This window comes from Streptomyces sp. NPDC032472, from assembly GCF_040636955.1.
In the GTDB taxonomy this organism is placed as follows: Bacteria; Actinomycetota; Actinomycetes; order Streptomycetales; family Streptomycetaceae; genus Streptomyces.
The window spans coordinates 24545-48015 of sequence record NZ_JBEZVK010000004.1 but is presented as its reverse complement, the minus strand read 5'-3'; the positions used below and the strand labels follow the sequence as shown (position 1 = coordinate 48015).

The following is a 23471-nucleotide window of genomic DNA, read 5'->3' as shown; positions in this document are numbered from 1 at the left end:
CGGGGACAGAACGAGAGGCAGACGCATGCCGGACCAGGGTTATGCGACGGGCGCGGCCGAGGGGACGGACGGCGCGCGATCCGCGCCGTCCGCCGGACGCGCGGCGGTACGGGTCGAGGGGCTGTGGAAGCGCTTCGGCGAGCAGGTCGCGGTGGCCGGGATCGACCTGGAGCTGCCCGCGGGCAGGTTCATCGGCCTGGTCGGCCCGAACGGGGCGGGCAAGACGACAACGCTGTCAATGGTGACCGGCCTGCTGCGCCCGGACATGGGCCGGGTGGTCGTCGCCGGCCACGACGTGTGGGCGGACCCGGTCGAGGTGAAGTCCCGCATCGGCGTGCTGCCCGAGGGGCTGCGCATGTTCGAGCGCCTGTCGGGGCGTGAACTGCTCGGCTACATGGGCCGGTTGCGGGGGCTGCCGGGTGAGGAGACCGACAAGCGGGCGACGCAGCTGCTGGACGTCCTCGACCTCACGGGCTCGCAGCACAAGCTGGTCGTGGACTACTCGACGGGCATGCGGAAGAAGATCGGCCTGGCGGCCGCCCTGCTGCACAACCCCGAAGTGCTGTTCCTGGACGAGCCGTTCGAGGGTGTGGACCCGGTGTCGGCGCAGACCATCCGCGGGGTGCTGGAACGTTACACCGCCTCCGGTGCCACGGTCGTCTTCTCCTCCCACGTGATGGAGCTGGTCGAGTCGCTGTGCGACTGGGTCGCCGTCATGGCCGGCGGTCGGATCCGGGCCGCGGGCCCGACCGCTGCCGTACGGGGCGACGCGCCCTCCCTCCAGGCCGCGTTCCTGGAGCTGGTCGGTGCGGGCGGCCGCGACGCGGGCGACTCCCTGGACTGGCTGGGCGGGCAGGCCACCCGATGAGCGCCTCCTCTCCTTCCGTTCCTTCCGTTCCTTCCGTTCCTACCGTTCCTTCCGTTCCTTCCGTTCCTTCCGTGAACCTGACCCAGGTCTTCGTGCGCCTGAAGCTGTCGCTGCTGCGCAACGGCCTCAAGGGCTCCTCCAAGCGCAAGGCCGCCTACTTCACCTCGCTGGCGTTCGCGCTGGTGGTGGCCTTCTTCGCGACCCTCGGCCTGACCGTGCTGCACGGCAACCCGCACGCCGGCACGGTCGTCGTCCTGCTGGCCGGGATCCTCGCGCTCGGCTGGTCGTTCATGCCGCTGTTCTTCCCGAGCGGGGACGAGACGCTCGACCCGAGCCGGCTGGCCATGCTGCCGCTGCGCCCGCAGCCGCTCGTCCGGGCGCTGCTGGCGTCCTCGCTGGTCGGCATCGGCCCGCTGTTCACGCTCTGCCTGGCGGTCGGCTCGGTGGTGGCCGTGGCCCGGGGCGCGGCGGGCATCGCGGCCGGTGTGGTGGCCGTACCGCTGCTCCTGCTGGGCTGCGTCACGCTGGCCCGCGCGGTCGCCACGGCGAACGTCCGGCTGCTGACCAGCCGCAAGGGGCGCGACCTCGCGCTGCTCAGCGGTCTCGTCATCGCGATCGGGATGCAGCTGGCGAACTTCGCCGGCCAGCGGCTGATGCAGGCCGGCGGCCTGGCCAAGCTGGAGCCCGCCGAGGCGGTGGTGCGGTGGCTGCCACCCGCGAGCGCCGTCGGCATGGTGGACTCGGCGAGCCGGGGCGCGTATGCGGAGGCGGCCGCCCAGCTGGCGGTCACCGTCCTCGCGGTGCTCGGACTGCTGTGGTTCTGGGGCCGGACCCTGACCAAGCTGATGGTCACCCCGGACGGCTCGACGATCGCGGCGGCGCAGCCGGCAAAGGAGAAGGGGGCCGCGGGCGCCGGCGTCTGGTCGCTGCTGCCGGCGGGGCGCACGGGCGCGGTGATGCAGCGCACGCTGCGCTACGTGGCGCGGGATCCGAAGACCAAGGCCGCCTGGGTGTCGGCCCTGGCGATCGGCCTGATCATCCCGGTGTTCAACGCCCTGCAGGGCACGGGCTCGGTGTACTTCGCCTGCTTCGGTGCGGGCATGCTGGGTGTGCAGATGTACAACCAGTTCGGGCAGGACACCTCGGCCTTCTGGATGGTCGCGCAGACCATCTCCGGGACGCGGGACGCGTTCGTGGAGCTGCGGGCGCGGGCGTTCGCCCTGGCGCTGGTGACGGTGCCGTACACGGTGCTGGTCACGGCGGTCACCGCGGCGCTGGTGCACGACTGGGCGGGCTTCCCCGCCGGTCTGGGCGTGGCGCTGGCGCTGCTCGGCTCGATGCTGTGCACGGGTGCGCTGGCCTCGGCCCGCTTCCCGTACTCCATCCCGACCGAGGGCGCGTTCAAGAACGTCGTCCCGGGGCAGGTGGGCCTGGCCTGGGCGGGCATCTTCGGCGGCATGCTGACGTCGGCCGTGATCTGCTCGCCGGTGATCGCCCTGGCGGCGTGGTTCTCCTTCGGCGGCGACCAGTCCCTGTCGTGGATCCTGCTGCCGCTGGGCGTGGTGTGGGGCGGGCTGGCCGCCTGGGCCGGCATCCGCCTGGCCGCCCCGACGGTGGCGAAAACCCTCCCGGAAATCCTCCAGGCCGTCAGCAAGGGCTGACCCTCATGCGGCCCGGGGTGGACGGGGGTCTCCCCGGGCCCTTCGCCTGGCCGGCGTTTCGAGGCTGCCCCGGTTCCCTTGGGGCTCCGCCCCAGACCCCGCGCCTCAAACGCCGGCGAGGCTGGAATGTGCCGACCCTCGGCTTCGACAGCCAACGGGCATCCCGCCAAGGCGGGTGGCCACCCGGACTGCCGCCTGCCGCAGCACGCGTCCTTCAAAGCCGGTGGCTCGGCCAGTTCAGCGCCCCGCCGACGCCCGCAACGGAGGGCCGGCCGGCCCTTCCAGCCCCGCCCACGTCTGGGACGGGGTCCGGCTATTTCAGCCTCGCCGGCGATTGAGTGGGGGTCCCCCCGGACGAAGTCTGGGGGAGGGTCCGGGCAGAGCCCGGTGCCCGGCGGAGCCGGGTTCCCTGGGGCTCCGCCCCAGGGAACCCGCGCCTCAAACGCCGGCGAGGCTGGAATTGCCGAAGCCCGGCCTCGAAGGCGGGCGGCGGGGCTGGTTTTGCCGGCCCGGTGGGGTCAGAGGGTGGCGCGGATGCCGTCCAGGAAGGGTTCCAGGACTGCGCGCCAGGCGGCCGGCTGGTCGTAGTGGAGGTAGTGGCCGGCGTCCGGGATCTCGGCGTACTGGCCGGCCGGGAGGACCCGGACCATCTCCTGGGCCTCGGCGCGGCCGAGCTCGCCGTCCAGCCCGCGCACCACCAGCGTCGGGCACCGGACCTGGGCCAGCTCCTCCCAGTGCGCATCGTGCACCCACGTCTCCCGGACGGTCAGCATCTGGCTCCGGGAGAACAGCGGCCGCCACCCGTCGGGCGCCTGGTGCATCACCTCGGCGAAGAAGGCGCCCCGCCCGGGATCGGGCCGCTCGACGCGCGGATCGTCCTCCCCGAACCAGCGGCGGGCCGCGTCCTGCGAGGGGAACGGCAGGGGCCAGCGGTGGAACCATTCGGCCCATTCGCGCTGGGAGGCCTCGCCCAGCGCGGAGGCGCGCATGTCGCAGATCACCAGTGCCTCGACCAGGTCGGGCCGCCGGGCGGCCAGCTGCCAGCCGGTGAGCGCGCCCATGGAGTGCCCGACCACGGTCACGGGCCCCAGGCCGAGCTGCTCGATCACGGCCTCGGCATCGGCCACGAACGCCTCCCGCCCCAGCGGGGCCGACGCCGCACCCGGCCCGGCGGCCGGGTGGTCGCTCTGGCCGTGCCCCCGCTGGTCGAGGGCGACGACGCGGCGGCCCGCAGCGAGCCAGCGGGCGGTGCCCGCCCAGTGGAAGGCGCGGCCCATCAGCCCGTGGAGTAACAGCACCCGCGGCGCCTCGGGGTCCGGGGGCGTGGCGGAGGTCGGATCCCGGAACTCCCAGGCGGCCAGGCGCACGCCGTCGGCCCCTGTCACTTCGATGCGCTCCACCATGGCGGATGCACCCCCTTCGCTCCCGGCCAGACTATCGAACCCGCATTCGAAAACGGCTTTCTCGCGCCCAACACCGCTCTTTCGAGTGACCTTGCTCAAGGATTGGCCGCCCCTGCCGACGGAGATCCTTTCAGCAGGGAGGCGGGCCGCTCGGGGAAGACGGTCCGAAGGGGATGACCTTGAGAGCTCGGGGCTCCAGGTCAGCACAGGGGAGGAAGGTCCCGGCGCCGCGAGGCGCCGGGACCACCACCCTCCGCATCACCGCGGCGCGGCCGGTCGGCCGGCCCACCGATCAGCGCGCGCCGTCAACACCCGTCAGCGCTTCGCGACGAACACGTGCGAGGCGATCTCCGCCTCCAGCTCGGCCGCCTCACCCCCGCTGCCGACCAGCACACCGCCCGGCGACTCCGTCACGCTGACCACAGAACCGGGCTGCACGCCCGCCCGCCGCAGCGTGTACATCAGCTGGGCGTCCGTCTGGATCGGCTCGCCGATCCGCCGCACGACCACCGTCTTGCCCTCGGTGCCCGGGTCCAGCTCCGACAGGGCGACCATGCCGTCCTCGATGAACGGGTCGGCCTCGGCCTTCTCGCCGAGCTCCTCCAGACCCGGGATCGGGTTCCCGTACGGCGACTCGGTCGGGTGACGCAGCAGCTCCAGCACGCGCCGCTCCACCGCCTCGCTCATCACGTGCTCCCAGCGGCAGGCCTCGGCGTGCACCTGCTCCCACTCCAGGCCGATGACATCAACGAGCAGGCACTCCGCGAGCCGGTGCTTGCGCATGACGCGCGTCGCCAGCCGCCGCCCCTCCTCGGTGAGCTCCAGGTGTCGGTCAGTCGCCACGGCCACCAGGCCGTCGCGCTCCATCCGCGCCACCGTCTGGCTCACCGTGGGGCCGCTCTGGTCGAGCCGTTCGGCGATCCGGGCGCGCATGGGGACCACGCCTTCCTCTTCCAGCTCGAGGATGGTGCGGAGATACATCTCCGTGGTGTCGATCAGTCCGGACATTCGTGCCCCTCGGATTATCGTGCGCTGGCCCTGCCCCCAATTCTGACGCATCGGACCGACAACCGTCCCGTGTCCGGCAACGAGCCCCGGCACGACCCGAGCGACGTTCGACCCCGGGTTGACGCCCGTATTGACACGCCCTTGGTACAGACCGCACGGTGAGCGGCGGACACGGACGCACCCCACCCCCGGAAGGGCCATCGGCGTATGAGCGAGAGCAAGCTGGCCGGTCAGTTCTTCGACGCCGCGATCGGCCTGCTCCAGCGGGTGCGGGAGGAGGAGGGCGGGGCGATCGCCGCGGCCGCCGCCGCCGTCGCCGACGCCGTCGCCGCCGGGAACCGGCTCTTCGCCTTCGGCGCCGGGCACTCCTCGCTCCCCGCCCAGGACGTGGTCTACCGGGCCGGCGGGCTCGCTCTGATGAACTTCCTCGCCGTCCCCGGCACCGCCGGCGTCGACGTCATGCCGGCCACCCTCGGCAGCGCCCTGGAGCGGGTCGACGGGCTGGCCGGGGCCGTACTGGACAGCAGCCCCGCCACCGCCGGCGACGTCCTGGTGATCATCTCCCTGTCCGGGCGCAACGCCCTGCCGGTCGAGATGGCCATGAACGCCCGGGCCCTCGGCATCACGGTCATCGGCGTGACCTCCGTGGCGTACGCGCGCGAGACCCGCTCGCGGCACGCCTCCGGCACCTTCCTCAAGGACCACTGCGACATCGTCCTCGACAGCAAGATCGCCGTCGGCGACGCCGAGCTGAGCCTGGACGGCATCGACGCGCCGTTCGCGCCCGCCTCCACCGTCGTGACCAGCGCGATCATGCAGGCCGTGATGGCCGCCGCCGCCGGCGAGCTCGCCGCCCGCGGGATCGAGCCGCCGCTGCTGCGCTCGGGCAACGTGGACGGCGGCCACGAGTGGAACGGCCGGGTCATGCAGCAGTACGGCGACCGGATCTTCTTCCGGCACTGAGATCCGATGATCGGCAAGTCGCCTTGTATGCCTAGTTGTTGATCTTTAAACTCCGGCGGCGGAAGGGCGCGACGCGCGCCCTTCGCACTGTCGGGCTTTTCCGACGACAACAAGGGGGATTTCGACATGATCGGGTTCATGCGCAAGTCGGCGCGGAGGATCAGCACGGTCGCGGCAGCCGTCGCGCTCGCGGGCACGGCCGTGGTCGCCGGCCCCGCCTCGCCGGCGTCGGCCGACGACTTCGTGAAAACCATCCAGAACATCAACAGCGGCAAGTGTCTGGTGGCCCAGGGCACCTCCGACGGAGGGCGTGCGTTCCAGTACGGGTGCTCCTGGCAGTTCGAGGACCAGAAGTGGTGGCTCGACTGGTCGTACGACGACGGCCAGGGCAAGGCGATGATCAAGAACTCCAACAGCGGCAAGTGCCTGACGGTCCAGGGCTACAGCGACGGGGCCCGGGCGTTCCAGTACCAGTGCGGTCCGTTCGCGGACCAGATCTGGGAGCTGGACTCCACGTCGGAGGGCGGCTTCCAGATCAGGAACATCCACAGCCAGAAGTGCCTGGTCGTCCAGGGGCTCCAGGACGGCAACGGGGCCATCCAGGCCACCTGTGACAGCCGCTTCGCCGACCAGCGCTGGAAGCTCTGACCGCACAGCGGCGGGATCACGCCCGGGTGGCCAGGTCCAGGTCGGCCGCCACCCGGGCCGCCACCTCCTCCGCGTACGCCGCGTCCGCCCGGTCGAACGCCGTCCGCGAGGCACTCCGTACGAAGGTCAGCGCACCCAGGGTCCGACCCCGGCTGCGCAGCACCGTGCACAGCACGTGCGCCGCGGCCTCGGGCCACTGCCGGGACCGCGCCCACCCCTCGGCCGCCTCGCCCCGCGGGACGCTCGCCCTGACCGAGCCGATCCGGTCCAGCGCCTGGAGCACGGGGTGCCCCGGCTCGTACGGCACGGGCAGCGAACCCTGTCCCGCCGGCCCCGCCAGCCCCGGCGGCGAGACGGCCGAGCGGACCAGCCGCGGCCGCTCCGGGTCGGGCGAGGGCTCCAGTACGTCGAGCAGCGCGTGGTCGGCGAAGCCGGCGAGGGCGAAGTCCAGCCGTACGGCGGCCGCCTCCGCCGGGTCCTCGTACTCCGCGGCGGCCCGCCCCGCGCGGTGCAGCTGCCCGGCCCGGAACCGGGCCTGCGCCGTGTCCAGCGCGGTCTGCCGGGCCTCGGTGATGTCCTGGAACAGCCAGCCGACCCCGAGCGGCACCGGCTCCTCGGCCAGCGGCGAGCCCAGCCGCAGGAACCCGCACCGCCAGCAGCGCCGCCGCACCCCCTCCGGCGTGCGCACCGCCACCCACAGCTCGACCGGCGCGGGCGGCGAGCCCTCGGCCAGCACGTGCTGCAGGGCCCCCTCCACGTCCTCGGCGCCCTGCTCCAGCAGGTCCCCCAGCGGCCGGCCGAGCAGCGCGGTGCGCGCCGACCCGAAGGCGCGGGCGGCGTGCGCGTTGACCACGGCCGGGCGCAGGTCCACGTCGACGAGGACCACGCCCCAGGAGGCGTCGTCCATCAGCGCCTCGCTCAGGGCGATGGACCGCTCCAGGTCGATCTGGGCGTGGACCTCGCTGAAGGCGCAGTAGACCCCGGCGGGCTTGCCGTCGGCGCCGGGCACCCCGGCGGACTGGGTGCGCACCAGCACCCGCCCGCCGTCCTTGGTGAGGAGGGCGAACTCGTGCACCTGGCGGCCGGGGATGTCCTGCGCGGCCATCAGCCGGTCCTCGACGTCCTGGGCGTCGGCGGCGCGCGCCGCCCAGCCGGCGAACCCCTTGCGGCCCACCGCCTCGGCGGCGGTCCAGCCGAGGATCCGCTCGGCCTCGCGGTTCCAGTGGGTGACCACCCCGTCGGCGTCGAACGCGCACAGGGCGGCGTCCATCCCGTCCAGCAGCGCTGCGAGCAGGTCGTCGGTGGGTTGACCACGTCCGGAAGCACTCACCTGGCACCCCCTGCAGGTGTTCGCGCGTTTCGCGTGTGCGGCACGCCAGATCATTGAACTGGAACGTGACGCAGCCCACACCGCATTCCCCGAATCGCCCCGAAATAAATCACTTGAGGACCCCGGCGAGGGGTTCTAGTGTCTGCGGTACACGAGAAGGGAGGTGGTTCCGGAAATGTACGGATACCGGACGCGTGAGGTGACTGCGGGCTAAGGGCCCGTCGTCAGCAACGCACCCAGTGCGGTGCCCGGCGGATACCGCCCGGCGCCAATCCCAGGCAGTCACCCGACCCGCGGGCTCGCCGGTTCGTCCGGCCGGCTCCTCTCACTGCAGGAGAGGACCCGAGCCCGCGGGTCGTCTGCGTTTCTGCGCCCCTGCGGCGCTCCGGGCAGAGCCGCTCGGCGCTACGGGCAGAGCCGCTCGATCCGCCACTTCTCCCCGTCGAGGACGTAGTGCAGCCGGTCGTGGAGCCGGTTCTCGTGGCCCTGCCAGAACTCCACCTCCTGCGGGACGACCCGGATGCCGCCCCACTCCGGCGGCACCGGGACCTGCTCGCCCTCCGGATAGCGCTGCGCCAGCTCCGCGTAGCGGCGGTCGAGCTCGCCGCGCGAGGCGATCACGCTGGACTGCTCGCTCGCCCAGGCGCCCAGCTGCGAGCCGTGCGGGCGCGAGCGGAAGTACGCGGCCGTCTCGTCGCGGCCGATGCGCGAGGCCGTGCCCGTGACGATGACCTGGCGGGCGATGGGATGCCACGGGAAGAGCAGCGCGACCTGCGGGTTCGCGGCGATCTCGCGGCCCTTGCGCGAGGCGTAGTTGGTGAAGAAGACGAAGCCCCGCCCGTCGAACTGCTTCAGCAGCACCGTGCGGGAGCTGGGCCGGCCCTCGGGGGTCGCGGTCGAGACGACCATCGCGTTCGGCTCGAAGAGGTGCGAGTCGGCCGCCTGCTGGAACCACAGCGCGAACTGCTGCATGGGGTCCTCGTCGAGGCTGTCCTCGAAGACGATCTCCGAGCGGTACTGCTTGCGCATGGTGGCGGGATCAAGGTCCATGTCGGTCACGCGTGCCATCCTGCCGCAGGAGTGCTCGTGCGAGTGTGCCGTATGTCACGCTTCCGCCTGGGATCCCGAGCCGCCAAAATCTTGTGGCCGGTCGGAGGTCCCCGTACGGGGTGGCCGAAGGCCGTACCGGGCATCAACGGGGATGACCGCGCCGGACCGCGAGTCACGCCGGGAGCCGCGCGTGTTCGCACTATCTGAGGAGCCGCCTGATGTCCGACTTCGTTCCCGGGCTCGAAGGAGTCGTCGCGTTCGAAACGGAGATCGCCGAACCCGACAAGGAAGGCGGATCGCTCCGCTACCGCGGGGTCGACATCGAGGACCTGGTGGGGCACGTCTCCTTCGGGAACGTGTGGGGCCTGCTGGTCGACGGGGCGTTCAACCCCGGCCTTCCCGCCGCCGAGCCCTTCCCCATCCCCGTGCACTCCGGCGACATCCGCGTCGACGTGCAGTCCGCGCTGGCCATGCTCGCCCCCGTCTGGGGGCTGAAGCCGCTGCTCGACATCGACGAGCGGACCGCGCGGGACGACCTGGCGCGCGCGGCCGTCATGGCGCTGTCGTACGTCGCGCAGTCCGCGCGCGGGCAGGGCCTGCCGATGGTTCCGCAGCGGGAGATCGACAAGGCCGAGTCCGTCGTCGAGCGGTTCATGATCCGCTGGCGCGGCGAGCCGGACCCCAAGCACGTCAAGGCCGTGGACGCGTACTGGACCTCGGCGGCCGAACACGGCATGAACGCCTCGACCTTCACGGCGCGGGTCATCGCCTCGACCGGTGCGGACGTGGCCGCGGCCCTGTCCGGCGCGGTGGGCGCCATGTCCGGCCCGCTGCACGGCGGGGCGCCGTCGCGCGTCCTCGGCATGATCGAGGAGATCGAGCGCACCGGGGACGCCGTGGCGTACGTGAAGAAGGCCCTGGACAAGGGCGAGCGGCTGATGGGCTTCGGGCACCGCGTGTACCGGGCCGAGGATCCGCGTGCCCGGGTGCTGCGGCGCACCGCCAAGGAGCTGGACGCGCCGCGGTACGAGGTCGCTGCCGCCCTGGAGAAGGCCGCCCTGGAGGAGCTCCACGCGCGTCGTCCCGACCGTGTCCTCGCGACGAACGTCGAGTTCTGGGCGGCGATCATGCTGGACTTCGCCGAGGTCCCGGCGCACATGTTCACGTCGATGTTCACGTGTGCCCGTACCGCGGGGTGGTCGGCGCACATCCTGGAGCAGAAGCGGACGGGGCGCCTGGTTCGGCCGTCGGCCCGCTACACCGGGCCCGGCCGGCGCAACCCGCAGGAGATCGAGGGCTACGCGGACATCGCCGCCACGGCCTGACCGCCCGCCCCGCCGGAGCGCGCCGCCCCTCGCCGGGCCGGCGCGCTCCGCCGTCTCGGCAGGCCGCCCGAAGCCGCGGCCTCCTCTGCCGCTACCGGCTCCCCGCCTGACGGGGATCGTCGGGCTGGGGCCGGGACAGGCCGGGGGTATGCCGTCCGCTGCGCGGAGCCGATTCCCCACCCCGCCCCTTCCCGCTGTGCCGGATGTGCGGCTCCGCCGCGTGGCGGGCCCCGCCCCGGCCCCCGTTCCGGGCGCTCCGCACCCGGTGCGCTCAAACGCCGCGCGGGCTGGAATCATCGGCCCGCGTCCGTACTCACCACCGCCTGAGGCGAAGGCCCGACCAATCCAGCCCCGACCGACACCCGAGACAGGGGCCCCCACATCCAGCCCCGGCCGACGCCGGAGACGGGGGTCCGGCAGATCCAGCCCCGGCCGACGCCGGAGACGGGGGTCCGGCAGATCCAGCCCCGCCGGCGATTGAGGCGCGGGGTCTGGGGCGGAGCCCCAGGAACGCCACGCGCGCCCGACCCGCAACAGCCGGCGCCAAGGCCAGGGCAACCAGCCGACGCCCGAGACGAGGGCTCGGCAAAACCAGCCCCGCCGGCGATTGAGGCGCACCCGGGCTACATGGGGCGGAGGGCTGTGTCCAGGAGGGTGGTCCATTGGGCCACCACGCGGGCCCGGCGGGAGGTGTCGTCCGTGAGGACGTTGGCCAGGCCCAGGCCCCGGGCCATGTCCAGGAGGCCCTGGACCGTTTCGCGGACGCCGGGAACCGTCTCGTCCGCGTCCAGGAGATCGATCGCGATGCGGTGGGTCTCGCGGCCCACCCTCGCTTCGAGTTCGGTGACCCGGGGCCGCAGCTGCGGCTCGTTGGAGGCGGCCACCCAGAGGTGGAGGGCCGCACGGAACAGCGTGCCCGTGTAGAGGTCCACCAGGGCCGAGACCACCGCGGAGCGGACCGGCGGGCCGTCGGTGAAGAGGTTGCGCAGGGCCGCCGAGCGCTCCTCCGCCACGTATTCGACGGCGGCCGTGAACAGGTCCTCCCGCGTCGGGAAGTGGTGCTGGGCCGCCCCGCGGGAGACGCCGGCCCGCTCGGCCACCACCGCCACCGTGGAGCCGCTCCACCCGTGCTCGGCAAGGCAGGCGACCGCGGCTTCGAGCAGCCGCTGCCGCGTCGCCCGGCTGCGGTCCTGCTTCGGCTGGGTCACGGCGCCCACGTCGGCCTCCGCCGCTCGAACCGGGCTGCGATGCCCTCGCGCGCTTCGGCGGAGCCGAAGACCCGCGCGGACAGCGCCGCCAGCTCCTCCCCGTCCCGCGCGAGCGCCTCCCGTACGGGCGCGGTGAGCAGCCGCTTCGTCTCCGCCAGGGCCGTGGGACCCGCGCCCCGCAGGCCCGCGAGGACGGGGGCGAGGGCGTCGTCCGCGTCCTCGCCGTGCAGCGTGAGCAGCCCGATCCGGGCGGCCTCGGCGGCGCCGAACACCTCGGCGGTCAGGAGGTAGCGGGCAGCCGCCCGCGGCTCCAGCCTCGGCAGCAGCGGCGCGGAGATCACCGCCGGGACCACCCCGAGGTGGGTTTCGGTGAAGGCGTACGAGGACTGCGGCCCGCCGGCGGCGATGTCGCAGACCCCGAGCAGCCCGAGCCCGCCGGCCCGGACGTGCCCGGTGACCCGCGCCACGACCGGCTTCGCCAGCTCGGCGATCTCCCGCAGCAGGGCGAGGAAGTCGGCCGGATCGCACGGCGACTTCAGGTCCGCGCCCGCGCAGAAGGTGCCGCCGGTGTGGGTGAGGAGGACGGCCCGGACCGCCGGGTCCGCGCCCGCCGCGGCGAGGGCCGCGCGCAGCTCTGCGACCAGCTCCGCGGAGAGCGCGTTGCGGTTGGCCGGGGAGTCGAGCGTGAGGGTGGTGACACCGCGGTCGTGCGCGGATCCGACGATCTTCGTCACTTCCGTTCCTCGGTAGGACTAGTAGGACTTGGGGAGGCCCAGTGTCTGGTGCGAGACGAAGTTCAGGATCATCTCGCGGCTGACGGGGGCGATCCTGGACACCCGGGAGGCGGTGACGAGGGAGGCCAGGCCGTACTCGCGGGTGAGGCCGTTGCCGCCCAGGGTGTGGACCGCCTGGTCCACCGCCTTCACGCAGGCCTCGCCGGCAGCGTACTTGGCCATGTTCGCGGCCTCTCCGGCGCCCGCGTCGTCGCCGGCGTCGTAGAGCCGGGCGGCCTTCTGCATCATCAGGCGGGCGAGCTCCAGGTCGATGTGGGCGGCCGCGAGGGGGTGGGCGATGGCCTGGTGGGCGCCGATCGGCTCCTTCCACACCTGGCGGGTGCGGGCGTAGTCGACGGCCTTGGCCAGGGCGTGGCGGCCCATGCCGATGGCGAAGGCGGCGGTCATGATGCGCTCGGGGTTGAGGCCGGCGAAGAGCTGGAGCAGGCCGGCGTCCTCGTCGCCGACGAGCGCGTCGGCGGGCAGCCGCACCTCGTCCAGGACGAGTTCGAACTGCTTCTCCGCCGCCTGCAGTTCCATGTCGATGACCGAGCGGGTGAAGCCGGGGGCGTCGCGGTCCACGATGAACAGGCACGGCTTGAGCCGGCCGGTACGAGCGTCCTCGGTGCGGCCGACGATCAGGGTGGCGTCGGCGATGTCCACGCCCGAGATGAACACCTTGCGGCCGGTGAGGATCCAGTCGTCGCCGTCGCGGCGTGCGGTGGTGGTGATGCGGTGGGAGTTGGAGCCGGCGTCGGGTTCGGTGATGCCGAAGGCCATGGTGCGGCTGCCGTCCGCGAGGCCGGGGAGCCAGGCCTGCTTCTGGGCGTCGGTGCCGAAGCGGGCGATGACGGTGCCGCAGATGGCGGGCGAGACGACCATCATCAGCAGCGGGCAGCCCGCCGCGCCGAGCTCCTCCAGGACGATCGAGAGCTCGGCGATGCCGCCGCCCCCGCCGCCGTACTCCTCGGGCAGGTTGACCCCGAGGTAGCCGAGCTTGGCGGCGTCGGCCCACAGCTCGACGGGGTGGCGGCCTTCACGGATGACGCGGGTGAGGTAGTCGCGCCCGTAGCGCTGCCCGAGGGCGGCGACGGCGGCGCGCAGGGCCTGGTGCTCCTCGGTCTCGACGACGGCTGCGGTCTGGGGGGATGCGGGGCTCATGCGGGCGGTTCCTCCTGGACTACGGCGAGCAGGGCGCCGAACTCGACCTGGTGGCCGAGACCGGCGTGGAGCGCGGTGAGCGTGCCGGAGGCGGGCGAGACGATGCGGTGCTCCATCTTCATGGCCTCCAGCCAGAGCAGGGGCTGCCCGGCGGTGACCGGGTCGCCGGGGGCGAGGCCCTCGGCGACACGGACGACGGTGCCGGGCATGGGGGCGAGCAGGGAACCGGGCAGGGTGCGGTCCTGCGGGTCGGTGAACCGCGGGACGGGGGTGAGGGTGTGGGCGGCCGGGGCGGCGCTCGCGGGCAGGGGCGCGGTGTCCACGTGGACCTCCGCGGCGGCTCCGCCCGCGGCGCCCGCACCTTGGCTGTTCGAATTGTGTTTCACGTGGAACACGCGGCGGACGCCGTCGACTTCGAGGTCGACGCGGTCCGGTGCGGTGGCCAGGACGCGGACTCCGGGAAGGTCCACGAGCTGCGGCGGGCCGCTGCGGGCGGGCAGGTAGCCGACCTCGTACTCGGCTCCGCCCGTGGTGTAGCGGCGGGTCTGCGGCTGGGAGCGGACGTTGCGCCAGCCGCCGATACGGGCGGTGAGCGGGGCGTCCGGGCCGGGGGGCGGGGCCGCGGCGGCCAGCGCGGCGGCCGCCGCGGCCAGGGCGGCGGCCCGGTCGGCGTCCGGGGCGGGTGCGGTGAGGTGCGCGAGGTGGCGCTCGTAGAACCCGGTGTCGAGCCGTGCCGCGGTGAACTCCTCGTGGCGGAGGGTCCGTACGAGGAGTTCGCGGTTGGTGGTGACGCCGTGGATCCGGGCCTCGGCCAGCGCCCGGGCCAGGACGCGGACGGCCTCGGCGCGGGTCGGGGCGTGGGCGATGACCTTGGCGAGCATCGGGTCGTAATGGATGCCGACCCGGTCGCCGTCGGCGTATCCGGCGTCGACGCGGACGGTGGCGGCGGGGTGGGGCGTAGCGCCACTGCCACTGCCGCTACCGCCGCCGGCGCCGCCGTGGCCGGGCGCGCCGGGCCCGCCGGGTGCGGCGTGCGGCGAGGCCGGGACGTGGAGGGTGGCCAGGGTGCCGGTCTGCGGGCGCCAGTCGCGGGCCGGGTCCTCGGCGTACAGACGGGCCTCGACGGCGTGCCCGTACGGCTGCGGCGGCTGAGGCGGCAGCGCGGCGCCCTCGGCGATGCGGATCTGCAGGGCGACGAGGTCGAGGCCGAAGACCGCCTCGGTGACGGGGTGTTCCACCTGGAGGCGGGTGTTCATCTCCAGGAAGCAGGGCCGGCCGTCGGCGGTGACGAGGAACTCGACGGTGCCGGCGCCCCGGTACGCGACGGCCCGGGCCGCAGCCGCCGCGGCCTCGTGGAGGGCGGCGCGCAGGGCGTCGGGCAGACCGGGGGCCGGCGCCTCCTCGACGACCTTCTGGTGGCGGCGCTGGAGGGAGCAGTCGCGGGTGCCGAGGGCCCAGACGGTGCCGTGGGCGTCGGCGAGGACCTGCACCTCGACGTGCCGGCCGCGCTCGACGTACGGCTCGGCGAAGACCTCGCCGTCGCCGAAGGCGGAGCGCGCCTCGGCCGCGGCGGCGTCCAGCTCGGCCTTCAGCCCGCCCAGGTCGCGCACCACGCGCATGCCGCGGCCGCCGCCGCCCGCTGCGGCCTTGAGCAGCAGCGGCAGGTCGGCCGCGGTGGCGGTCGCCGGGTCGACGGGCTCCAGCAGCGGGACCCCGGCGGCGCGCATCAGCTCCTTGGCGCGGGTCTTGGAGGCCATGGCCTCGATGGCCTCGGGCGGCGGCCCGATCCAGACCAGGCCGGCGGCGAGGACGGCCCGGGCGAAGCCGGCGTTCTCGGAGAGGAATCCGTAGCCGGGGTGGACGGCGTCCGCGCCGGCGGCCAGCGCGGCCTCGATGACGAGGTCGCCGCGCAGGTAGGTGTCGGCGGGGGCCGCACCGGGCAGGCGGACGGCCGTGTCGGCCTCGCGGACGTGCAGCGCGTCGGCGTCCGGGTCGGAGTGGACGGCGACGGTGGCCAGGCCGAGGGCGCGGGCGGTGCGGAAGACGCGTACGGCGATCTCGCCGCGGTTGGCGACGAGGAGCGAGGTGACGGGGCGGGTCGGGGGCGCCTCGGCAGGGGTGCTCTGGGCCAAGGCCGGGTTCGGCTTCGTCTGGGTCATGGGCGGGCTCACATCCGGAAGACGCCGAAGCCGCCGCGGGCGCCCTCGACGGGGGCGTTGTGGACGGCCGAAAGGCACAGGCCGAGGACGGTGCGGGTGTCGCGGGGGTCGATGACCCCGTCGTCGTACAGCCGCCCGGACAGGAACATCGGGAGGGACTCGGACTCGATCTGCGCCTCGACGAACGCGCGCATGCCGGCGTCGGCTTCCTCGTCGTACGGCTGCCCCTTCGCCGCCGCGGACTGCCGGGCCACGATGGACAGCACGCCCGCCAGTTGCTGCGGGCCCATGACCGCGGACTTGGCGCTGGGCCAGGCGAACAGGAAGCGGGGCTCGTACGCGCGGCCGCACATGCCGTAGTGGCCGGCCCCGTAGCTGGCGCCGATGAGGACGGACAGGTGCGGGACGCGGGAGTTGGAGACCGCGTTGATCATCATCGAGCCGTGTTTGACGATGCCGCCCTGCTCGTACTCCCGGCCGACCATGTAGCCGGTGGTGTTGTGGAGGAAGAGCAGCGGGATGTCGCGCTGGTTGGCGAGCTGGATGAACTGGGCGGCCTTCTGCGACTCGGCGCTGAACAGCACGCCCTGGGCGTTGGCCAGGATGCCGACCGGATAGCCGTGGAGGGACGCCCAGCCGGTGACGAGGCTGGGGCCGTACAGAGGCTTGAACTCGTCGAAGTCGGAGCCGTCGACGATGCGGGCGATGACCTCGCGGGGGTCGAAGGGGGTCTTGAGGTCCTCCGGGACGATGCCGAGGAGCTCCTCCGGGTCGTGGACCGGCTCCTCGGCGCGGGGCGGGGCCGGGTGGGCGCGGCGGTGGTTCAGGCGGGCCACGATGCGGCGGGCCTGGCGGATCGCGTCGTGCTCGTCGAGGGCGTGGTGGTCGGCGAGGCCGGAGGTCCGGGCGTGCATGTCGGCGCCGCCGAGGGACTCGTCGTCGCTCTCCTCGCCGGTGGCCATCTTCACGAGCGGCGGCCCGCCGAGGAACACCTTCGAGCGGTCCTTGATCATGACGGTGTGGTCGGACATCCCCGGGATGTACGCGCCTCCGGCGGTGGAGTTGCCGAAGACGACGGCGACGGTCGGGATCCCGGCGGCCGAGAGCCGAGTGAGGTCCCGGAAGATCGCGCCGCCCGGGATGAAGATCTCCTTCTGGGAGGGCAGGTCGGCGCCGCCGGACTCGACGAGGCTGACGACGGGCAGCCGGTTGTGCAGGGCGATCTCGTGGGCCCGCAGGGCCTTCTTCAGCGTCCAGGGGTTGGAGGCGCCGCCGCGGACGGTCGGGTCGTTGGCCGTGACCAGGCATTCGACGCCCTCGACGGTCCCGATGCCGGTGACCATGGACGCGCCGACCGGGTAGTCGCTGCCCCAGGCCGCGAGCGGGGACAGCTCCAGGAACGGGGTGTCCGGGTCGAGCAGCAGCTCGATGCGCTCGCGGGCGAGGAGCTTGCCGCGGGCGCGGTGGCGGGCGGTGTACTTCTCGCCGCCGCCGAGCAGGGCCTTGGCGTGCTCGGCGTCCAGGGCGGCGAGGCGTTCGAGGGCGGCGGTGCGGGCCGCCGCGTACTCGGGGGCGCGGGGGTCCACGGTGGTGCCGAGGCGGGTCATGGGGCGGTCCCCTCCGGGGCGGGCTGGGTGGGCTGGGCCGGCTGGGCCGACGTGGTGGGCTGCTCCGGCTGGGCCGGCTGGGCCGACGTGGTGGGCTGCTCCGGCTGGGCGGGCTGGGCCGGCTGGTCGGGCAGCAGGTGTACGGGGATCTCCAGGTGGCGGGCGCGGAGCCATTCGCCGAGGGCCTTGGCCTGGGGATCGAAGCGGTGGGCGGAGGCGACGCCGGCTCCGAGGATGCCGGTGACGGTGAAGTTCAGGGCGCGGAGGTTCGGCAGGGCGTGCCGGGTGACGGGAAGACCGCGGGTCTCGGGCAGCAGCTCCTGGAACCGCTCGACGGTGAGGGTCGCCTCCAGCCACTCCCAGGCGGCCTGGGTCCCGACCCAGAGGCCGACGTTGGCGTCGCCGCCCTTGTCGCCGCTGCGCGCCCCGGCCACGAGGCCGAGCGGAGCCCGGCGGGTCGCCCCTGCGGGGCCCTCCCCCACCCCGCCCCTTCCCGCTGTGCCGGATATGCGGCTCCGCCGCGTGGCGTGGCTCCGCCCGGACCCCGTTCCGGACGCTTCGCGCCCGGTGCGCTCATGCGCCGCGCGGGCTGGATGTGGCGCTGCCGGGATCGGCAGGCGGGTGCCGTCCGGGAGCACCGCCGTGTGCCGCACCTCCGCGGCCGGGACCGGCGCCGAGTCGAACACCCCGTACGGCTGGGCCGCCCCCGGCGGGGACGTCACGTGGAAGCCTGGGTAGCTGGCCAGGGCCAGTTCGATGGCCTGAGAAGTGAGGGCGCGGCCGATGCGGTCGGCGGAGGGGTCGCGGACCACCAGGCGCAGCAGGGCGCTCGCCGTCTCCTGGGTGTCGGCGTCGGGGTGGTCCGTGCGGGACAGGGTCCATTCCGCCGCCGCCACCTCACCGAGGGAGTCCGTCAGTTGGCCCTTCAGCAGGGCCGCCTTGGCCTCGATGTCCAGGCCCGTCAGGACGAAGACCACCTCGTTGCGCCAGCCGCCGATCCGGGTGACGCCCACCTTGAGGGTGTCGGGCGGCGGCTCGCCCACGACGCCGGTGACGGCGACCCGGTCCGGCCCGGCGCCGGCCAGGCGGACGGTGTCCAGGCGGGCGGTCACGTCGGGGCCGAGGTAGCGGGGCCCCTGCGTCTCGTAGAGGAGCTGGGCGGTGACCGTGCCCACCGACACCACCCCGCCCGTCCCCGGGTGCTTGGTGATGACGGCCGATCCGTCCTGGGAGACCTCGGCCACAGGGAAGCCGGGGCGCCGGACGTCGTGGGCGGTGAAGAAGGAGTAGTTGCCGCCGGTGGCCTGCGTCCCGCACTCCAGGACGTGCCCCGCGACCACGGCCCCGGCCAGCCGGTCCCAGTCGTCGGCCGCCCAGTCGAACCACCAGGCCGCCGGCCCGCTGACCAGGGCCGCATCGGTGACCCGGCCGGTGACGACCACGTCCGCGCCCGCCCGCAGGCAGGCCGCGATGCCGGCGCCGCCGAGGTAGGCGTTGGCAGTGAGCGCGCCGTCGCCGTACGGCATCAGGTCGTCGCCCTCCACGTGGGCGACCGCGACCGGCACGCCCGTTTTGGCCGCCAGTTCGCGGGTCGCGGCGGCCAGCCCCGCCGGGTTCAGCCCGCCGGCGTTCGCGACGATGCGGACGCCCCGCTCGTGGGCGAGCCCGAGGCCCTCCTCCAGCTGGCGCAGGAAGGTCTTCGCGTAGCCGGCGTGCGGGTCCTTCAGCCGGTCGCGGCCGAGGATCAGCATGGTCAGTTCGGCCAGGTAGTCGCCGGTCAGCACGTCCAGCGGGCCGCCGGTCAGCATCTCCCGTACGGCGTCGAAGCGGTCCCCGTAGAACCCGGACGCGTTGCCGATCCGCAGCGGGCGGCGCTCCGGCGGGCGCGTCACCGTACGGTCCCGGGTGCACGGCCCCGGCCCGCCGGGCCGGCGAAGGCCTGGGCGATGTCCAGCCAGCGGTCGGCGTCGGGCCCGACCGCCGCCAGGGCAAGGTCGGCACGGTGCGCGCGCTGCGTGACCAGCAGGCAGAAGTCGAGGGCCGGCCCGGTGATCCGCTGCTCGGCCTGCGTCGGCCCGTACGCCCACGGCTCCCCGCCGCCCGGCGGTACGAGCTCCACGCGGAACTCCGCGGCCGGCGCGGGCAGTCCCCGTACCGCGAACGCGTAGTCGCGGGCCCGGACCCCGATCCGGGCCACGTGCCGCAGCCGCGCGGTCGGGGTGCGGCGTACGCCCAGCGCGTCCGCGACGTCCTGGCCGTGCGCCCAGGTCTCCATCAGCCGGGCGCTCGCCATGGAGGCGGCCTTCATCGGCGGCCCGTACCAGGGGAAGCGGACGTCGGGCGAGGCCGCCGACAGGGCCGCGTCGAGCTCGGCGCGGGTGTCGCGCCAGCGGGCCAGCAGCTCGGCGGGCGGGAGCGCCGCACCCTCTTCGGCCCCTTCGTCCACGAAGCCCTCGGGGGCCTTGGCGGCCGCCTCCGCCATGCGGGCGAAGCCGGGGGCGTCGGTCAGGGAGACCAGCGCGGCCCGGTCGGTCCAGTGCAGGTGGGCGATCTGGTGGGCGATGGTCCAGCGGGGCGCGGGGGTCGGCTTCGCCCAGCCGGCGTCGGGCAGGTCCCGTACGAGGGAGTCGAGTTCGAGGCTCTCCTCGCGCAGATCGGCGAAGACGGCGGTGGCTGCGGACGGATCGGGCACGGCGTGCTCTCCTCTCGGCGTGAGGGGAAGACTGGCACCCGGACCCGAAACAATCAAGCATGCTTGCATGATTTTGTTGCGAGGCGCTTCCTTCTCGCCACACCCTCCAACCGACGTATGGGCGGCGGGATTTGGGGCAGCCGAGTCGACGGGCAGGTGCGGTGCCACCCCGGCCGCCGCGCCGCGGGGGGCGGTTTCGGCCGTACGTCTCGAAGCCGCGAAACGGCACCGGAAGCCGCCCCGATACTGAACGCTTCGCACGGGCCGCCGACGAAGAGGACGAACTGCCGTGGTCTCGAACGCCTCGAACGCCTCGTACCCCTCGTACCCCTCGAACGCCTGGAACGCCTGGAACGCCTCGAAGGCCTTCTCCCTCTATCCCGAGCTCGACGCGACCGCCCTCGCCGCCTTCGTCTCCGCCCTGGAGAGCGGCGACGTCACGGGCCTGGCCCCCGCCCGGGCCGCACAGGTCGCCGAGTCCCGGGCCGTCGCCGTCTTCGGCCGGGTCAAGGTCGCCGGCGCCGACGGGGACCTGCTCGACGGCGCGCTGTGGCGGCACACCGGAAGCCGGCCCCGCCCGGTGATCGTGATGCCCTCGCCGTGGACGGACCTCGGCTGGCTCCCGTACGCCGTCCAGGCCACCGTGTGCGCGGCCCGCGGCTACAACGTGCTCGCCTACAGCGCCCGCGGGTTCGCCGGTTCCGAGGGCGAGGTGGAGGTGGCGGGCCCGCTCGACGTCGCCGACGGCAGCCGCGTCCTGGACCACCTCATCGAGCGGACCGCCGGCCCGGTGACCCGGATCGGGTTCCTGGGCGCCTCGTACGGCTCGGGGATCAGCCAGCTGGTCGCCGCGCACGACACCCGCGTCGACGCGGTCGTCGCGCTCAGCACCTGGGGCGACCTCGGCGAGGCCTTCCGGGAGAACCGGACCCGGCGCGTGGCCGCCGTCGAGACGCTGCTGCGGGCGGCGGGGCGGGCGCGGCTGAGCCCGCAGACGCAGTCCGTGTTCGAGAACGTGCTCGCGGGCCGGGACGTCGAGGGGGCCCTGCGCTGGGCGGGGCAGCGCTCGCCGCTCGGGCACGTCAAGGAGCTCAACCGGCGCCAGGTGCCGGTGTACTTCTCGCACGCCTGGCACGAGACGCTGTTCCCGGTCAACCAGACGCTGAGGATGTTCAACGAGCTCACCGGGCCCAAGCGGATCGACCTGTCCGTCGGCGACCACGCCGGGCCGGAGATGACGGGCATGGCCGGCCTGCCCAACCGGATCTGGACCACCGCGCACCGCTGGCTCGACCACCACCTCAAGGGCGCCGACAACGGCATCGCCGACGAGGGGCAGGTGCTCGGCGAGGTGATGTGGGGCCGGACCCTCGAACCCCGACCGACCTGGCCTTCCGTCACCGAGCACGTGCGCCGGCTGCACCTGGTGGACGGCGGCGAGCTCGCGGACGGGCCCGAGGCCGGCTGGAGCACGAGCGTGCTGTGCGGGGTGGACACGCCGGCGGTCGTCGCCGACGAGATCGTGCGGTCCGGGTACGACGAGCTGGCGGGCCGCCCGAAGCCCTACCCGACCGGCGACATCGACCGCACCGTCGCCGCGGTGTGGACCGCGGACCCCGAGCCGGAGACCGCCCGCCTGCGCGGCACGCCCCGGCTGCGGGTCACCTACCGGGCGGCGAACCCCGGGTCCACGTTCGTGGCGTACCTGCTGGACGTGGCCCCCGACGGCACGGGCCACCTGGTCACGCACGCCCCGTACTCCGACCTCGAGTCGCCGCCGGACAGCCTGGTCGCCGCGGACATCGAGCTCCAGGCGACCGCGTACGACGTCCCGCGCGGGCACCGCCTGATGCTGGTCATCGACGCCCGCGACCCCTTCTACGCGGACGCGAACCTCCCGCGCGCGACGCTGGCCTTCACCTCTCCGGAGGCCACCCCGTCGTACGTGGACCTCCCGCTCGGGTAGGTCGGAGCCGGCCCCGGCTCCGGCTCACTTCACCACGGCGAAGGTGATCACGCCGAGGACCGTTTGCTTGTCGCTGCGGTTCTTCGGGTTGTACTGGTTCACGCTGTACTGGAACTTCTCGACGCCCTTGAAGTTCTTGAAGGGCTTGTAGACCAGCTGCCTGCGACCCTGCTCGGTGGACAGCTAGCCGTGCTTCGCCTCGCCCAGCTTGCCGACCCTCAAGTGCTCTTCTCCTGGTTCGTCAGCAGAGGCTTAAAGGGGGACAACTCCACATACTCGACCTCGCGGATCGGGAACTTGGGACCGCCGCCCGGCTCGAACACCGCGAAGTCGGCAACGGTGATGTCGTCGGAGCTGGGCGTGGTGTGCACCAGAAGGGTCGCCCCGGGCTCCAGGAGGAAGTCCGCATTCGCGCAGGGCGTGTAATCGTCGTCGTACGAGGCTTTCGGGCAGTGGACGGTGCGGTCGTCGGCGGGAGCCGCCGCGGCCTGCACCGTGCTCGCCCCGTAGGCCGGGCCCACCGGACCGCCTGCCGGCCCGGCCGGCCGTCAGGCGGGCTGCCGCCGGGTCTGGGAGCGGACGGCGCCCATGCTCGCCGCGATGACCAGGGCGATGGCCAGGGCGTCCAGGGCCGACAGGGCCTGGCCGAGGACCAGGAAGCCGGCGGTGGCCGCGATCGCCGGCTCCAGGCTCATCAGGATCGCGAACGTCGGGGCCGGGAGGCGGCGCAGCGCCAGCAGTTCCAGGGTGTACGGCAGGACGGAGGACAGGACGGCGACGCCCACGCCGAGTGCCAGCGTGCCGGGGACCAGGAGGGCGGAGCCGGCCTCGGCGATGCCGAGGGGGAGGGAGATCACCGCCGCGACGGCCATGGCCAGGGCCAGGCCGTCCGCCTGCGGGAAGCGGCGGCCCGTGCGGGCGCTGAAGACGATGTACGCAGCCCACATCGCGCCCGCTCCGAGCGCGAAGGCCGCGCCGGCGGGGTCGAGGCCGCCGAAGCCTCCGCCCTCCCCGCCGTGGCCGGCGAGGAGGGCCACGCCGGCCAGGGCCAGGGCCGCCCACAGCAGGTTCACCAGGCGGCGCGAGACGGCGACCGACAGGACGAGCGGGCCGAGCACCTCCAGGGTGACGGCGGGACCGAGCGGGATGCGGTCGATGGCCTGGTAGAAGAGGCCGTTCATGCCGGCCATCGCCACGCCGAAGGCGATGACGGTGCCCCAGTCGGCGCGGGAGTAGCCGCGGATGCGGGGGCGGCAGAGGAGCAGCAGCACCAGGGCGGCGGCCGCCAGGCGGAGCGTGACCACGCCGGCTGCGCCTGCCCGCGGCATGATCATGACCGCCAGGGCGGCCCCGAACTGCACCGAGATCCCGGCCGTGATGACGAGGGCGACGGGGCCGAGCCGCCCGCCCCGACCGGCGACCGATCCCGCGGCGGCGGCAACGGCGGCCTCGGGATCCGGCCCGGGGGCAACGGCGGGGGCGGGGGCGGGGGACTGCGCGGGGGCGCCGGCGGGTGGTACGGGCATTTGTCCAGACTAAGCCGTACGTAAGGACCACCGCACCGCGCCCTGCCTTACATCTCCGCGGGAACCGGATCCCCGGGGGCGGCCCGGACCGCGCCTCAAACGCCGGCGAGGCTGGAATGGCCG

General features: G+C 73.9%; 19 protein-coding genes. 6 read left to right on the top strand and 13 right to left on the bottom strand.

The features are described from left to right. The first annotated feature begins 25 nt into the window (after positions 1-25). The gene (locus AB0F11_RS03500; RefSeq protein WP_362167880.1) at positions 26-868 is read left to right on the top strand and encodes an ABC transporter ATP-binding protein; all 843 of its coding nucleotides are present in this window, start codon (positions 26-28) and stop codon (positions 866-868) included. Next, positions 865-2529, top strand: coding sequence for a transporter (locus AB0F11_RS03495; RefSeq protein ID WP_362167877.1), 1665 nt, complete (start codon positions 865-867; stop codon positions 2527-2529). The genes AB0F11_RS03500 and AB0F11_RS03495 overlap by 4 nt, the downstream gene beginning before the upstream one ends. Positions 2530-3047: 518 nt before the next feature. On the opposite strand, the gene AB0F11_RS03490 is transcribed toward AB0F11_RS03495, so the two are convergent. Together AB0F11_RS03490 and AB0F11_RS03485 are read right to left on the bottom strand one after the other, a co-directional pair. Beyond that, entirely contained in the window at positions 3048-3932 is an 885-nt protein-coding gene (locus tag AB0F11_RS03490) for an alpha/beta hydrolase (protein WP_362167875.1), read from the bottom strand. 315 nt (positions 3933-4247) lie between these two features. Further along, positions 4248-4940, bottom strand: coding sequence for a metal-dependent transcriptional regulator (locus tag AB0F11_RS03485; protein WP_362167873.1), 693 nt, complete (start codon positions 4938-4940; stop codon positions 4248-4250). Positions 4941-5147: 207 nt separating this feature from the next. Here AB0F11_RS03485 and AB0F11_RS03480 point away from each other — a divergent pair, with 207 nt between their 5' ends. After that, complete coding sequence (locus AB0F11_RS03480; RefSeq protein WP_361919352.1) at positions 5148-5903, top strand: SIS domain-containing protein; 756 nt, start codon at positions 5148-5150, stop codon at positions 5901-5903. A 126-nt stretch (positions 5904-6029) separates the two neighbouring features. Further along, on the top strand, positions 6030-6551 hold the full coding sequence (locus AB0F11_RS03475; RefSeq protein WP_362167870.1) for an RICIN domain-containing protein: 522 nt from the start codon (positions 6030-6032) through the stop codon (positions 6549-6551). Between the two features lie 16 nt (positions 6552-6567). Here the strand turns inward: AB0F11_RS03475 and AB0F11_RS03470 are convergent, their stop codons facing one another. Beyond that, a complete protein-coding gene (locus tag AB0F11_RS03470; RefSeq protein ID WP_362167867.1) occupies positions 6568-7881 on the bottom strand; it encodes a PAS domain-containing protein in 1314 nt (437 codons plus the stop codon). 405 nt (positions 7882-8286) lie between these two features. Then, positions 8287-8949 (bottom strand): pyridoxamine 5'-phosphate oxidase, encoded by a 663-nt coding sequence (gene pdxH, locus AB0F11_RS03465; protein ID WP_362167865.1) that lies wholly within the window; start codon positions 8947-8949, stop codon positions 8287-8289. A 200-nt stretch (positions 8950-9149) separates the two neighbouring features. Between pdxH and AB0F11_RS03460 the strand changes: the two genes are divergently transcribed. Next, entirely contained in the window at positions 9150-10256 is a 1107-nt protein-coding gene (locus AB0F11_RS03460) for a citrate synthase 2 (protein WP_362167863.1), read from the top strand. A gap of 623 nt (positions 10257-10879) precedes the next feature. Here the strand turns inward: AB0F11_RS03460 and AB0F11_RS03455 are convergent. From AB0F11_RS03455 to AB0F11_RS03425, 7 genes are read right to left on the bottom strand one after another with little or no spacing between them, the layout of a single operon-like run. Next, a complete protein-coding gene (locus tag AB0F11_RS03455; protein WP_362167860.1) occupies positions 10880-11473 on the bottom strand; it encodes a TetR/AcrR family transcriptional regulator in 594 nt (197 codons plus the stop codon). Further along, positions 11461-12198: an enoyl-CoA hydratase family protein gene (locus AB0F11_RS03450; protein WP_362167858.1), complete on the bottom strand. Its 738-nt coding sequence runs from the start codon at positions 12196-12198 to the stop codon at positions 11461-11463. The genes AB0F11_RS03455 and AB0F11_RS03450 overlap by 13 nt, the downstream gene beginning before the upstream one ends. Positions 12199-12216: 18 nt before the next feature. After that, positions 12217-13398, bottom strand: coding sequence for an acyl-CoA dehydrogenase (locus tag AB0F11_RS03445; RefSeq protein ID WP_362167855.1), 1182 nt, complete (start codon positions 13396-13398; stop codon positions 12217-12219). Further along, positions 13395-15557, bottom strand: coding sequence for a biotin carboxylase N-terminal domain-containing protein (locus AB0F11_RS03440; protein ID WP_362167852.1), 2163 nt, complete (start codon positions 15555-15557; stop codon positions 13395-13397). Before AB0F11_RS03440 ends, AB0F11_RS03445 begins: the two co-directional genes overlap by 4 nt. Before the next feature lie 8 nt (positions 15558-15565). Then, a complete protein-coding gene (locus AB0F11_RS03435; protein ID WP_362167850.1) occupies positions 15566-17164 on the bottom strand; it encodes a carboxyl transferase domain-containing protein in 1599 nt (532 codons plus the stop codon). Continuing rightward, the gene (locus tag AB0F11_RS03430) at positions 17161-19056 is read right to left on the bottom strand and encodes an acyclic terpene utilization AtuA family protein (protein ID WP_362167847.1); all 1896 of its coding nucleotides are present in this window, start codon (positions 19054-19056) and stop codon (positions 17161-17163) included. The genes AB0F11_RS03435 and AB0F11_RS03430 overlap by 4 nt, the downstream gene beginning before the upstream one ends. Continuing rightward, positions 19053-19856, bottom strand: coding sequence for a TIGR03084 family metal-binding protein (locus tag AB0F11_RS03425; RefSeq protein ID WP_362167845.1), 804 nt, complete (start codon positions 19854-19856; stop codon positions 19053-19055). Before AB0F11_RS03425 ends, AB0F11_RS03430 begins: the two co-directional genes overlap by 4 nt. 289 nt (positions 19857-20145) lie before the next feature. Here AB0F11_RS03425 and AB0F11_RS03420 point away from each other — a divergent pair, with 289 nt between their 5' ends. Further along, entirely contained in the window at positions 20146-21822 is a 1677-nt protein-coding gene (locus tag AB0F11_RS03420) for an alpha/beta fold hydrolase (RefSeq protein WP_362167844.1), read from the top strand. 218 nt (positions 21823-22040) lie between these two features. On the opposite strand, the gene AB0F11_RS03415 is transcribed toward AB0F11_RS03420, so the two are convergent. Beyond that, positions 22041-22343, bottom strand: a complete 303-nt coding sequence (locus AB0F11_RS03415; RefSeq protein WP_362167841.1) for a hypothetical protein — start codon at positions 22341-22343, stop codon at positions 22041-22043. Between the two features lie 27 nt (positions 22344-22370). After that, the gene (locus AB0F11_RS03410; protein WP_362167839.1) at positions 22371-23348 is read right to left on the bottom strand and encodes an EamA family transporter; all 978 of its coding nucleotides are present in this window, start codon (positions 23346-23348) and stop codon (positions 22371-22373) included. Positions 23349-23471 lie beyond the last annotated feature (123 nt).